This is a genomic window from Pseudomonas folii, from assembly GCF_014357575.1.
Classification (GTDB): Bacteria; Pseudomonadota; Gammaproteobacteria; order Pseudomonadales; family Pseudomonadaceae; genus Aquipseudomonas; species Aquipseudomonas folii.
This window is the reverse complement of sequence record NZ_JACONW010000159.1, coordinates 1-11,646: the sequence shown is the minus strand read 5'-3', so window position 1 is coordinate 11,646 and position 11,646 is coordinate 1. Positions and strand designations below refer to the sequence as shown.

Sequence of the window (11,646 nt, the reverse complement as noted above, 5' to 3'; positions counted from 1 at the left end):
CTTGCCGCGCGACGGGGCGGCTCCCACGAGATTACGCCCTGTGCAAAGTCGCCAGGAAACCAGCCGCGCCCACGAACAGACCGGCAAAGGTACGGTTCATGCGGCGTTGCTGTTTTGGGGTCTTGAGTGCGCGCAATACCTTCGAGGCCAGCCCGGTGTAGCCCGCCATGACAATCATGTCCACGGTCACCATGGTCGCCCCGATCGTCAGGTACTGAGCGAGCAACGGTGCATTCGGGTCGATGAACTGCGGCAGGATTGCGAGCATGAACACCAGCGCCTTCGGGTTGCTGATGTTCACCAGAAATCCGCGGACGACCAACGCCATGGGTTTACCCACAGGCCGAACGGTCGAGTCTTCGGACAGATCGGCAGGCAGTGCCCGCCATTGCTTGATGCCCAGATACACCAGATACGCCACACCAAACCATTTGATCAATGTGAAGGCCATGTCCGAGGCAGCGAGCACAGCGCCAAGACCAGCCGCGACAATCGCAATCTGTGCAGCCAATGCGATTTGCAGGCCCAGTGCGTTCCAGTAGCCGCGCCAGAAGCCATAACGCAAGCCGCTGGACATCGACGCAATCGCGCCCGCACCCGGCGAAAGACTGATCACCCAACAAGCAGCAAAGAAAGCCAGCCATGTATCGAAAGACATTACACACCTCGGACAAACACCAATGCCCGATAAGCTATTAGCTTCTCGGGCAGTTGACTAGGTTCAGCAGGGGGTGCCGCGAAATTAATTTTCCGGCGTTTTGTCGACTGCGATAGTCGGGAAGCCGTCCGAACCGCGCCAGCGGCGCACCGACTTCTGGAAAAACTGGCTATTGGGGACCTGCACCAGTGCGCCACCGGCCTCCGCAGGCTCGATCAGCGTGGTGAACATCAGGTTGATTTCCAGCACGCGGCCTTTGACGCCCGGCTTGTCGAGCGTATCGACCAACTCGACCACATCGCCAATTCGAAACGGCCCGATGGTATAGATCAATACCGCGCAGAGCAGGTTGGACAGCACGCTCCACATGGCGAAGAAAGCTACGGCAGCCACCGCCACGAAGCCTGAAAGTGCGGTCCACAGTACGGTGGCAGAAACCCCGAGCTGGCCCAGCACAATCACGAACGCACTGCCCATGATGAACCAGCGCAAACCGCCGCGCAGCGGCAGCAGCAGTTCGGGCGGCAACGGATAGCGCTCGCCGAGACGAGTCAGAAAACGCCCCACAAGCCGTTGCGCCATGTAGCCGGCCACCAGGATCAACAGGATCTGCAACCCCAGCCAGATCGGCTCCACCCAGTGTGGCGGAACCAGCGATCCAAATGCTTCCATCAATCCCTCGCCTTGTTCACGAAAGTGCTTCCAGTTCAGCCTGCATGGACTCCAGCAACTCCAGAGCTTCCATCCACGACTCTTCGAGCTCGCCTTCGCTCACTTTGAGCTTCGCCTGTTCGGCCAGCAAATCACGCAGTTTGTCTTTGTTGGCCGCTTCGTAGTTGGCGCTGTCGCCCAGTTCCGCTTCAACTTTGGCAAGCCGCTCGTGCAAAGTACCGAGGTCGCGCTCCAGCTTGTCGGCCAGTTTCTTGTGCGGAGCCAACTGCTGACGCAGCGCAGCCGCTTGCTGGCGCTGGGCCTTTTTATCGGTCTTGTCGACGTTGATGGGCGTGTTGCTGACCGGTGCATTACGCAGCCGGTAATCAGCCAGCCAGCGCGCGTAATCTTCAAGGTCGCCGTCGAACTCCTGAACACGGCCGTCAGCGACCAGCAGGAAATCATCGGTTGTACTTTTGAGCAGATGCCGGTCGTGAGAGACCACCAATACCGCACCACTGAATTCCTGAAGGGCCATGGTCAACGCCAGGCGCATCTCCAGATCCAGGTGGTTGGTCGGTTCATCGAGCAGCAACAGGTTCGGCCGGTCCCACGCGATCAACGCCAGGGCCAGGCGCGCTTTTTCACCGCCCGAGAAGTTCAGCACCGGTTCATCGAGACGCCCGCCGCGGAAGTCGAAGCCACCGAGGAAGTCACGCAACGTCTGCTCGCGCTCTGTCGGCGCGATACGCTGCAGGTGCAGCATTGGGCTGGCCTTGGCATCCAGTGAGTCCAGCTGGTGCTGGGCAAAGTAACCCACTACCGTGTTCTCGCCCCGCGCCATGTGGCCGCTCAAGGGTTCGAGTTCACCCGCAAGGTTTTTGATCAGGGTCGATTTACCCGCGCCATTCGGGCCGAGCAAGCCGATGCGGGCGCCTGGGGTCAATTGCAGTTTGACCTTCTCCAGTACCGCTCTGTCGCCATAACCCAAGCGCGCATCGGACAGGTCCAGCAGCGGGCTGGAAATCTTGCTGGACTCACGGAAGGTGAAGTCGAAAGGCGAATCCACATGCGCGGCGGAGAGTTCTTCCATCCGCTCCAGAGCCTTGATCCGGCTCTGGGCCTGCTTGGCTTTGGTGGCCTGAGCCTTGAAGCGCGTGATGAATTTTTCCATGTGCGCGCGCTGCGCCTGCTGCTTCTCATAGGCCTGTTGCTGCTGGGCCATACGTTCTGCACGGGCGCGCTCGAAAGCGCTGTAGCCGCCGCGATAGAGGGTTATTTTGCGCTGATCGACGTGGGCGACATGATCAACCACAGCGTCCAGAAAATCCCTGTCGTGGGAGATCAGCAGCAATGTGCCGGGATAGCTTTTCAGCCAGTCCTCCAGCCACAGGATCGCGTCGAGATCCAAGTGGTTGGTCGGTTCGTCGAGCAACAACAGATCCGAAGGGCACATCAAGGCTTGCGCCAGATTCAGACGCATCCGCCAGCCACCTGAAAAGTCACCGACCGGCTTTTCCATCTGTTCGTTGGTAAAACCCAGCCCGGCCAGCAGCTTGCGGGCCCGTGCATCGGCGGTATAGCCATCGGCGCTGTCGAGTTCCGAGTGCATGCGTGCCTGGGCTGCGCCGTCCTGAGCCGCTTCCGCTTCGCCCAGCAAACGTTGCACCTCGCGCAAGCGCAGGTCGCCATCAAGGACATAGTCCACAGCGATGCGCTCAAGGGTGTCCACCTCTTGGCGCATATGTGCGATACGCCAGTCGGCAGGTAGCAGACAGTCACCGGCATCGGGGGTCAGTTCACCCCGAAGCAAAGCGAACAGGCTGGATTTACCGGCGCCATTGGCACCGATCAGGCCGGCTTTCTGACCGGCGTGCAGGGTCAGCTCGGCGTCTTCTAGCAGACGTTGCGGGCCACGCTGTAAGGTAAGGCTTTGAAGTCGAATCATAATGGCGGCGGAGTCTACCAGCTTCGTCTCAAACAGGTAGCGCACTATGCCTTCAGACCTTTGGAGTTTCACCTTCGATTTGTACGCCCGGCCGGGTGTCGAACAGGCTTGTCTGAGCCTGCAGGCCAGCGGCGCCAATGTTTGCCTGCTGTTGTGCGGCGTATGGCTGACCCGGCGCGGTGTCGTTTGCACCACCGAACGCGCGCTGGAAATCGGACAGTTGGCCACGCCCTGGCATGACAACGTGGTGCGCCCGCTACGGGAATTACGCACGCAGTGGCGCAATAGCGCTCAGCACGACACACCCTTGAGCGTGCTACGCGAGCAAGTCAAAACGCTTGAGCTGGAGGCGGAACGAGAACTGCTGACGAGGCTGGAAGCACACACACTGAAGTGGTCAGCACAGGAAACCGTAGAAGAGGGGGATTGGTTGATTTGCCTAGCGGGCGAAGCCGCCGGGCAAAATCACGACGCGCTGCAAGCGCTGCGCGTCGCGATGGACCGGCCTTAGGAGGCGCTCGGAGTGCTGCTGTTGGATGCCGACGGCGCAGGTGTCGCTGGCGCAGCGGGTGCCGCAGCAGGCACTGGAGTCGCAGCAGGCACTGGAGTCGCAGCAGGCGCTGCAGGTGTTGCCGGCTTCGCAGCGGCTGGTTTGGCAGCAGCAGGTTTAGCGGCTGGCTTTACTGCTGGTTTCGCTGCTGCTGGCTTGGCGACAGCGGGTTTAGCGACGGGCTTGGCAGCTGCTTTGGCTGGAGCCTTGGCCGGGGCTTTCACAGCAGGCTTGGCGGCAACGGTTTTAGCCGCTGGCTTGGCTGCGCTGGCAGCAGGCGCTTTAACGGCAGGCTTCGCAGCGGGTTTTGCCGCGGCAGGCTTGGCTGGCGCTTTCGCTGCGGCAGGTTTTGCAGCTGCAGTTTTGGCCGGGGCTTTAGCGGCTGACGCTGGCTTTGCAGTCGTCGTTTTCGCAGGGGCTTTGGCTGCCGTTTTAATGGCTGGCTTGCTCGCTGGTTTTGCTGCGGCAGCCGGTGCCTTGGCGGCAGGTTTTACTGCTGCTTTGGCTGGCGTTGTTTTAGCGGGAACAGCCTTGGCCACCGTCTTCGCGACTGGCTTGGCGGCCGCTACTTTGGCAGGCGTTTTGGCTGGAGCCTTGGCCGCAGTTTTAGCGGGTGCTTTTGCAGCAACGGTTTTAGTCGCAGGTGCTTTGGCTTTTGCAGCGACCGCTTTGGCCGGTGCTGCTTTGGCAGGAGCCGGTTTAGCTGCACGGCTATCCAGCGCTTTGCTGACGGCTTCCTTGACTCGGCCAACGCCTTGAGCCAGTTTCAGGCTTTCCTGGGCGTCGCGTTTGAGCTGCAGAATGTAGCCGCGGGTTTCGCTCTGACGCTCTTTCAACGCGTCCAGCAACTCTTCCAGCTCAGCCACGGCAGACTTGGCCTTGCCTTGGGCCTTGGCTTTGCCAGCGGTGGCTGCGTCTTGCAATTTGGTACGCGATTTGTGCAGTTTTTCCTGCGCTTTGCCACGTTGTTTTTCAAGCTTGGCGAGCAGTTTTTCCGCATCAGCCAGCGCTTGGGAGCAGGCGTCTTCGAGGTGTTCGAGCAGGCTGCTCGACAGCTGTTGTAGCAAATGCAACGGAGTATTTACTGGCTTGTTTTTGGCCGACATGACTTACCTCCAGGCTGACTGATTTGCGGCCCATACTAGACCTCTGCCCGCAGCGCCGCTAGGGCATCTTGACAGCATGAAACGCTCCCTGTTGCATACCCGGATAAATGCTTGTTGCAGTCACTGCCAATGCAGTGCGAAATTCATCTTCAAACACTCATCACACACAGGCCATTGCACTGGCATAATCGCTGCCTTCCCAGGCCGGAGAGCATTCATGTCGCGCTACCTGTTAACGTCGTTGTTCTTGTTGTTGCCGGTGGTTCAGGCTGTGCAAGCCGCACCTTCCAGCGAGGCACACGATCTCGCTTACAGCCTTGGCGCAAGCCTGGGCGAGCGCTTGCATCAGGAAGTGCCAGACCTTGATTTGCCTTCCCTGATTGAAGGTTTGCAGCAGTCTTACCAAGGCAAACCTCTGGCGCTGAAGAAGGAGCGCATCGAGCAGATCCTGCGCGAACATGACGCCGCCGTGGCTGAAGCCGAAGCATCAGGCAACGTCGAGCCGCTCAGCGAAGCTGCGATGGAAGGCGAACAGAAATTCATGGCCAGCGAAAAAGCCAAACCCGGTGTCACCGAGTTGGCAGACGGCATATTGATGACCGAGCTGGTCGCTGGCAAAGGCCCGAAGCCAAGCGTTGATGGCCGGGTTCAGGTTCGCTACGTCGGACGTCTGCCAGATGGCACAGTCTTCGATCAGAGCGCCCAGCCACAGTGGTTTCGCCTCGACAGCGTAATCAGTGGCTGGACGACTGCCCTGCAAAATATGCCAGTCGGTGCCAAATGGCGCCTGGTCATCCCTTCGGCAGAAGCCTACGGCGCAGAAGGTGCAGGCGACTTGATCGACCCGTTTACGCCCCTGGTATTTGAAATCGAGTTGGTTGGGGTGTCGCAGTAGGAGCAACGTGGGACCGGCTTTAGCCGGGAAGGTGGCATTCCAGACGATGAAGATGCAGTGACTGACACGGCCTCTTCCCGGCTAAAGCCGGTCCCACGTCGGAGCCCGGAATTCTCAAGCCAATCCGCAGAAACGAAAAAGGGGTGCCCATTGGCACCCCTTTTTTATTCACACAGAAATCATCAGGCTTGAGCGGCCGCTTCTTCCTTGTGAGAGTTGTGGAGCACCTCGATGAGGCAATCCTCCAGCTCGAAGCGCTCATGCAACAAGCTGCCCAGTTTGTTGAATTCCGCAGCAACGACAGTGCAATCAGAGCAGTCACCGTTGTCGCAGCGGTCATTGAAAGCCAGCGCGGACTCGGTGATGACTTTCAAACGCGGGTAGATGGTATCTGCCAGCTCAAGACCACGTTCATCATTGAACGCCTTGGCTTCGCTGTTGAGTTGCTCATAGATTTCGAAATGCCCGGCCGAAACATAATCGACCAGTACTTCACAGAATTTCTGCAGGCCTTCACGATCCGCCGCCAGGGCTTCGGGTGTGTCACCGAGGGCATCGTAGACGCGGATCAGTTCAAGGCGATCCTGCAGCCAGCGATCAATCAGCTTATTGACCCCGCCCCAGCGTTCCTGTGCGTTCTGACAGCTTTCCAACATGATGATCACTTCCCTTCAGGGGCATGCAGTCTGCGCTGGCCTGGTTTTGATCTCGTCGGCGTCGACGACACAGGTTTTGAGGGCAACAGATGATGCATATATCCAATTACGCTTGCGGGCCAGATTATGCCCGCACGACCAGCCCATCAAGGTACGCAGGAGAGAAAGTTCATACAAGTGTTTAATCCCCGGCCCGACTTTCGGCACTTGGAGTTCTGACCGAAGCGTTGAACAGTGCGTACAGCATGACCAGCGCAAGGCCCACGAAAGCCAGCAGACTCCACTCAGGGAGGCTGATGCCAAACAACGACCAGGAAATTTCCGCACAAAACGTGGCATCGCTGCGCAACCTGTCGATATGCGAATACAGCGAGAGCCTATCCAGCAGCCGTTCGACATGCGCAATCACTTCGATGGTCTGGTCGACGGTTGCCGTCTGCAGCCAGACTTGACCCCCTGCTATTGCCGCACCCGACAAGGTAAACAGCAGAATGACGGCACTGTAAGCCCGGCATCCTCCCCGGCCTGGCGCATGAAAGGTGGCAACTAATGCCAAGAGACCACTGACCACAAACACGGCACGTTGCCACAAGCAAAGCACGCAAGGTGAAAGCCCGGCTACAACGCACTGCAGGTAAACAACAGAGCCGACGATCATTGCACAGGCAATAAACACCAGAAAAAACAGGGAGCGCGTGCGAGCCAGTTGCATGGCAAATCCGTAACCAGAGACGAAGGCAGTTACGGTAGTGAAAGCGCTCACCCCTTTCAAGGCACCGGCGTAAGGATACGTCCCTGTTTAAGTGGGCATTTGCGGACGATTGATGACTGCTTCGGGACTGTTTCTTGAAGGAAATTACCTACAAGCAGCAAAAGCTATGGACTCTTCCTACACAAACGACCAAAAACACCCGTCGGACGGCCAGATATCCTGGCCGCCCGATCAGCTCGCCAATGCCGGAAGCGGTCGTGCCAGCAGTCGCTCGTCAAGCAAGCCCAAGCCTTCCTGGAACAGCTGGTTGCTGCGCTCGGTCTCGCCCAACTGGCCCAGCAAACGGGCCAGCTCCGCGCAGGTTTCCGGGTTGCGTTGCAAACGAAGGCTGGTTTCGAGGTAGTCCCGCGCCTTGCCCCACAAACTGCTTTGCAAGCACAGTCGGCCCAGGGTCAGCAGCAGGCTCGGATCATCAGGATGATTTTTCAGCCAACCTTCTGCGGTTTGAAGCTGACGTGCAGGATCGCTGCCCCGCACCAGACCGTAAAGACGAGCGAGGTGACTGTTGTATTCACGTTTGAGCGCAGCACGCAGCGCCTCTTCGGCCTGTGCGTCTGCACCCAGGCGGCGCAGTTGCTCTGCGTAGGCCAGCACGAGTTGCGGCTCCTGACGCTGCGCCGAGGTCAAACCTTTCCAGGCGCTATCGAGCCCAGGCAAGCCCGCGGAGCTACCATCTTCATCCTGCTCGCGGTAAGCCGCCAACGTGAGGTTTTCACCCCAGGCACGCTTCTCCAGTTCCGCCAGTTCCTGCGGCGGCAGAACCTTGTCTTTACGCAGCTCAGGCATAAGCTTGATCAGCGCAGACCATTCACCACGTGCGCGATAGAGACGCTGCAACTGACGCAGGATTTGCGCATTGTGTGGATGGCGTTCGTTCATGGCCTGCAATGTCACCAGAGCGCCATCGCTGTCACCACGGTCCTGTTGCAACTGGGCGTGGCTCAACGCAATCGCCAGTTCAGCTTGAGGCTGACGCTCAAGGGCACGTTCCAGCAAGCTGTCGCTTTCGTCGTAACGGCCTTGTTCATTGGCAGCACGAGCCGCCCCAAGGTAATACAGCAACGGCTGCGGCTCTGACTCGGCGGCACGATGCAGATGACGCTGTGCGCTGGCCCAGCGGCCTTCGACCAGATCCATTTGCCCCTGCTCAATCGCAACCTGTACGCGTCGGCTGCGGTTGCGCCGCGACCATGGGTTGGCGACTGAACCGGACGTCGTGAGCAGCCGGACCAGCAGACGCACCACGACCAGCACCAGCCAGATGGCAAACAGCAGGCCTAACGTGGCCCACAGGCTGGACTCATAGCGAAAGTTTTTATAGGCGATCAGGACGTAGCCGGAATGCTCGGCAATGGCCACACCAATCGCCGCAGCTACGGCGATCGCGATGAACAACAGCACATAGGCGCGTTTCATGGGCTCGTCCCCTGCCGGGTTTCAGCGGGTTGGCTATTGACGGCTCCCGGCGCATCGGCCGAGGCATGACGCCGCTCAAGATAGGCCTGAACAGCGCTGAGGCTCTGCGCAAGGTCAGGCGTCATCACCGAAACCGGCTGTTTGGAAAGGTCGTCCAGACGCGCGGAGAGCATTTTGCTCTGGGCGTCGTCCTGATTGAAGTTGGTGCGCAGCACCTCTTTCGCTTCGGCCAGAGCGTGTTCAAACACTTGTGGCTGTCCATTCAGGGCTGCCCACTGCGCCTGCTCAAGCGCAAGGCTCAGCGCGAGGCGAACTTGCGTGAGGCTTTGCCCGGCCAGTAGCGGGCGGATGTTCTTGTCGGCGTTGAAATCGATACGAATGTAGTGGGAGATCTCATTCCACCACTGCACCAGATGACTGTCTTCGCTTTTGGCATCGGTCAGACCCAGCAGCGACTCGCCCTTGTCCTTGTATTCCGGGGCCAGCTCATTGAGCTGCGCGACTTGATCGCGCAATGCTGCGAGCTGCAGGAACAGGCCAGTACGGTCCGGTTGATCGATGCTGCGCAGCGACGCCAGGCTTTTCGCCAGTTGATCACGGGCGGCAAAGGAACCTGGATCATCCTGCTCGCGAAGAATCTCGTCAGCGCCCTGCACCAATGCCTGAGCGCTGTTGATGTCCTGCAAGGCGGAGAGGCGCAAGCTCGCCAGGCGCAGCAAATGCTCGGCCTCGGCAAGACGCCAGTCCTTGCGGCTGGCACCCAGTACGGTTTCCAGTCGCTGGCTCAAGCGCTGCTGATCGCCCTGCAACTGCGCAACCAGACGACGACGCTCTTCCAGCTCATCGGCAGGAGGCAACTGTGCCAGCCGCTCAGAGAGCTGTTTTTCGCCGGTTTGCAAAGTCAGGGTTTGCGCGGCGATATCCTGCATTTGAGTGCGCTGCAGTTGATGGCTGGCCTGCACAGCGCGCAGTTGCCATACCCCCCAACCAGCGACGGCGATGCCAGCAACGCCAAACAACAAGGCCAGCACCACCAGCCCGTTGCTGCGTCCGGCCGGACGCTCAGGGCGCAATGGGTCGGGTGTCGGTGGTGTCAGCACAGATTCGGAATCATCTTTAGGCAAGGCTGTTTCGCTCACGTATCCATCCTTTGCATTTGGGCGTAATCGGTAAAAGAGAGCACGTCGATCAATACGCCTGAAGGGCAGGCACAGGGTGTTCCTGTAACGCTGCCAGCAAAGCCGCAGCGCTGGCGCCGCGGCAATTCAGAACTGTTCGGGCTCCGGCTTCGCGCGCCATGTCGGCAACACGTAGGCTCGGCACGAATATAGTTAAACGCGACAGTTCAGGCCAGGCATCGCCCGCCAACTGACGCAAGTGTTCAAAACCCTGCCCACTGCTGACCACTACCGCGTTCAAGCGTTCCGCCTGGACACGCTCGGCCAGCGTCGACGATGGATAATAGGGCAGGTTACGCGTGTAGAGTTGCAGATAATCAACACTGGCGCCAAGGCCGCGCAACCGCTCGGCGAGCAACTCCCGGCCACCTTCACCGCGCATGATTAACACGCGCGAGCCGGGTATGGCGATGGATTGTTGCAGCCGGGGCAGATCCAGCAACGCTTCACTGTCATCGCCGCTCTCGGGCCAGCTGACATCCAGACCATAGTCCTGAAGAATTTGCGCAGTGCCTGCGCCAACGCTGAACCAGGGCAGGATAGGGGTCTGCGGCCAGAGTTGCGCAACCAGTTTCAAGCCCAGCCGCGCAGCGGGTTTGCTGACCACAATCACTGCGCTGTAGAGGTCCAGATCCTGAACCAGCGAGTGCTGCTCGGGGCTGGGCGGCAGCGGCTCGATGTCGAGCAATGGCAGGCTGCTGCTGAACACTCCGGCATCCGCCAGAGTCTGTGCCAGCGCGGCAGACTCATCTGCCGGGCGAGTCAGCAGCAGCCGCCAGCCACTCATTCTCGTTCCGCCACGCCGTAGACGGCCTTGAGGATGGCTTCTGCGCCTTGCTCCAGCAGCGCGTCAGCAACCTGAACGCCCAGCGCTTGAGCATCAGCCTGTGGCGCGCGCGCTTCGGCACGCAGCAACAATGCACCTGACGGATCGCCCACCAGACCGCGCAACCAGATCTGCTCACCTTCGAGCACGGCGTAGCACGCGATGGGCACTTGGCAGCCGCCATTGAGGTGCTTGTTCAGCGATCGCTCGGCGACCACCCGGATCGCCGTGGCGTCGTGATGCAACGGCGCGAGCAAGGCGTGGATTTCAGCATCGATGCTTCGGCATTCGATACCCACTGCACCCTGGCCACCGGCTGGCAGGCTGTCGTCGACACTGATGCTGGCGGTGATCCGGTCTTCGAACCCGAGGCGAATCAAACCCGCCGCGGCCAGGATGATCGCGTCGTATTCACCCGCATCGAGCTTGGCCAGTCGGGTGTTGACGTTGCCGCGCAGAAAGTGAATTTTCAGGTCAGGACGACGCGCCAGTAATTGGGCCTGACGACGCAAGCTGGAAGTACCGACAATGCTGCCCGCAGGCAAAGCCTCAAGGCTGGCAAAGTGGTTGGAGACGAAGGCGTCGCGGGGGTCTTCGCGCTCACAGATACAAAACAGCCCAAGACCTTGCGGGAAATCCATTGGTACATCTTTCATGGAATGCACCGCGATGTCCGCACGATCTTCCAGCAGAGCGGTTTCCAGTTCCTTGACGAAAAGCCCTTTGCCGCCGATTTTCGACAGCGGCGAATCGAGCAACTTGTCGCCACGGCTGACCATTGGCACCAGGGTCACGATCAGCCCCGGATGAGCCTGCTCCAGACGGGCTTTGACGTATTCGGCTTGCCAGAGGGCCAACGCACTTTTGCGGGTGGCAATGCGGATTTCGCGAGAGGACATGGATCAATCCGTACAGGGTAGTTGCGACGGATGATAACAGTTCAGGAAAAACGGCTCAGTGCCGCGTGGTCGCACCTGTGCGGAACATGAT

The 11,646-nt window shown here is 59.6% G+C and carries 12 protein-coding genes; 2 read left to right on the top strand and 10 right to left on the bottom strand.

Translation table 11 applies throughout. The features are described from left to right. Positions 1 to 31: 31 nt before the first annotated feature. The 3 genes from H8S59_RS22960 to H8S59_RS22950 all read right to left on the bottom strand — a co-directional run bounded on the left by H8S59_RS22960 (position 32) and on the right by H8S59_RS22950 (position 3,257). Entirely contained in the window at positions 32 to 658 is a 627-nt protein-coding gene (locus H8S59_RS22960; protein ID WP_095093227.1) for a LysE family transporter, read from the bottom strand. 84 nt (positions 659 to 742) lie between these two features. Beyond that, positions 743 to 1,330 (bottom strand): mechanosensitive ion channel family protein, encoded by a 588-nt coding sequence (locus H8S59_RS22955; RefSeq protein WP_095093226.1) that lies wholly within the window; start codon positions 1,328 to 1,330, stop codon positions 743 to 745. A 16-nt stretch (positions 1,331 to 1,346) separates the two neighbouring features. Next, on the bottom strand, positions 1,347 to 3,257 hold the full coding sequence (locus tag H8S59_RS22950; protein WP_187522905.1) for an ATP-binding cassette domain-containing protein: 1,911 nt from the start codon (positions 3,255 to 3,257) through the stop codon (positions 1,347 to 1,349). Positions 3,258 to 3,303: 46 nt separating this feature from the next. Between H8S59_RS22950 and H8S59_RS22945 the strand changes: the two genes are divergently transcribed. Next, positions 3,304 to 3,768 (top strand): TIGR02444 family protein, encoded by a 465-nt coding sequence (locus H8S59_RS22945; RefSeq protein WP_187522904.1) that lies wholly within the window; start codon positions 3,304 to 3,306, stop codon positions 3,766 to 3,768. Here the strand turns inward: H8S59_RS22945 and H8S59_RS22940 are convergent. After that, the gene (locus H8S59_RS22940; protein WP_187522903.1) at positions 3,765 to 4,913 is read right to left on the bottom strand and encodes an AlgP family protein; all 1,149 of its coding nucleotides are present in this window, start codon (positions 4,911 to 4,913) and stop codon (positions 3,765 to 3,767) included. The two genes, H8S59_RS22945 and H8S59_RS22940, sit on opposite strands and share 4 nt — an antisense overlap. Before the next feature lie 217 nt (positions 4,914 to 5,130). Between H8S59_RS22940 and H8S59_RS22935 the strand changes: the two genes are divergently transcribed. Beyond that, entirely contained in the window at positions 5,131 to 5,808 is a 678-nt protein-coding gene (locus tag H8S59_RS22935; protein WP_095093223.1) for an FKBP-type peptidyl-prolyl cis-trans isomerase, read from the top strand. Positions 5,809 to 5,990: 182 nt separating this feature from the next. Here H8S59_RS22935 and rsd read toward each other — a convergent pair whose 3' ends face one another. The 6 genes from rsd to hemC all read right to left on the bottom strand — a co-directional run bounded on the left by rsd (position 5,991) and on the right by hemC (position 11,555). Further along, positions 5,991 to 6,464, bottom strand: coding sequence for a sigma D regulator (gene rsd, locus H8S59_RS22930; RefSeq protein WP_095093222.1), 474 nt, complete (start codon positions 6,462 to 6,464; stop codon positions 5,991 to 5,993). 181 nt (positions 6,465 to 6,645) lie between these two features. Beyond that, positions 6,646 to 7,176: a disulfide bond formation protein B gene (locus H8S59_RS22925; RefSeq protein ID WP_187522902.1), complete on the bottom strand. Its 531-nt coding sequence runs from the start codon at positions 7,174 to 7,176 to the stop codon at positions 6,646 to 6,648. A gap of 231 nt (positions 7,177 to 7,407) precedes the next feature. After that, positions 7,408 to 8,652 carry a heme biosynthesis HemY N-terminal domain-containing protein gene (locus H8S59_RS22920; protein WP_187522901.1) on the bottom strand — a complete coding sequence of 415 codons (1,245 nt, stop codon included), beginning with the start codon at positions 8,650 to 8,652 and terminating at the stop codon, positions 7,408 to 7,410. Next, positions 8,649 to 9,791: a uroporphyrinogen-III C-methyltransferase gene (locus H8S59_RS22915; protein ID WP_095093219.1), complete on the bottom strand. Its 1,143-nt coding sequence runs from the start codon at positions 9,789 to 9,791 to the stop codon at positions 8,649 to 8,651. The genes H8S59_RS22920 and H8S59_RS22915 overlap by 4 nt, the downstream gene beginning before the upstream one ends. A 49-nt stretch (positions 9,792 to 9,840) precedes the next feature. Continuing rightward, positions 9,841 to 10,617: a uroporphyrinogen-III synthase gene (locus H8S59_RS22910; protein WP_187522900.1), complete on the bottom strand. Its 777-nt coding sequence runs from the start codon at positions 10,615 to 10,617 to the stop codon at positions 9,841 to 9,843. After that, complete coding sequence (gene hemC, locus H8S59_RS22905) at positions 10,614 to 11,555, bottom strand: hydroxymethylbilane synthase (protein WP_187522899.1); 942 nt, start codon at positions 11,553 to 11,555, stop codon at positions 10,614 to 10,616. Before hemC ends, H8S59_RS22910 begins: the two co-directional genes overlap by 4 nt. Between the last annotated feature and the right edge of the window lie 91 nt (positions 11,556 to 11,646).

Excerpts from the sequence above, each read along its gene's own strand:
- H8S59_RS22960 (WP_095093227.1), bottom strand. The coding sequence starts at position 658 with ATGTCTTTCGATACATGGCTGGCTTTCTTTGCTGCTTGTTGGGTGATC.
- H8S59_RS22955 (WP_095093226.1), bottom strand. The coding sequence starts at position 1,330 with ATGGAAGCATTTGGATCGCTGGTTCCGCCACACTGGGTGGAGCCGATC.
- H8S59_RS22950 (WP_187522905.1), bottom strand. The coding sequence starts at position 3,257 with ATGATTCGACTTCAAAGCCTTACCTTACAGCGTGGCCCGCAACGTCTG.
- H8S59_RS22945 (WP_187522904.1), top strand. The coding sequence starts at position 3,304 with ATGCCTTCAGACCTTTGGAGTTTCACCTTCGATTTGTACGCCCGGCCG.
- H8S59_RS22940 (WP_187522903.1), bottom strand. The coding sequence starts at position 4,913 with ATGTCGGCCAAAAACAAGCCAGTAAATACTCCGTTGCATTTGCTACAA.
- H8S59_RS22935 (WP_095093223.1), top strand. The coding sequence starts at position 5,131 with ATGTCGCGCTACCTGTTAACGTCGTTGTTCTTGTTGTTGCCGGTGGTT.
- rsd (WP_095093222.1), bottom strand. The coding sequence starts at position 6,464 with ATGTTGGAAAGCTGTCAGAACGCACAGGAACGCTGGGGCGGGGTCAAT.
- H8S59_RS22925 (WP_187522902.1), bottom strand. The coding sequence starts at position 7,176 with ATGCAACTGGCTCGCACGCGCTCCCTGTTTTTTCTGGTGTTTATTGCC.
- H8S59_RS22920 (WP_187522901.1), bottom strand. The coding sequence starts at position 8,652 with ATGAAACGCGCCTATGTGCTGTTGTTCATCGCGATCGCCGTAGCTGCG.
- H8S59_RS22910 (WP_187522900.1), bottom strand. The coding sequence starts at position 10,617 with ATGAGTGGCTGGCGGCTGCTGCTGACTCGCCCGGCAGATGAGTCTGCC.
- hemC (WP_187522899.1), bottom strand. The coding sequence starts at position 11,555 with ATGTCCTCTCGCGAAATCCGCATTGCCACCCGCAAAAGTGCGTTGGCC.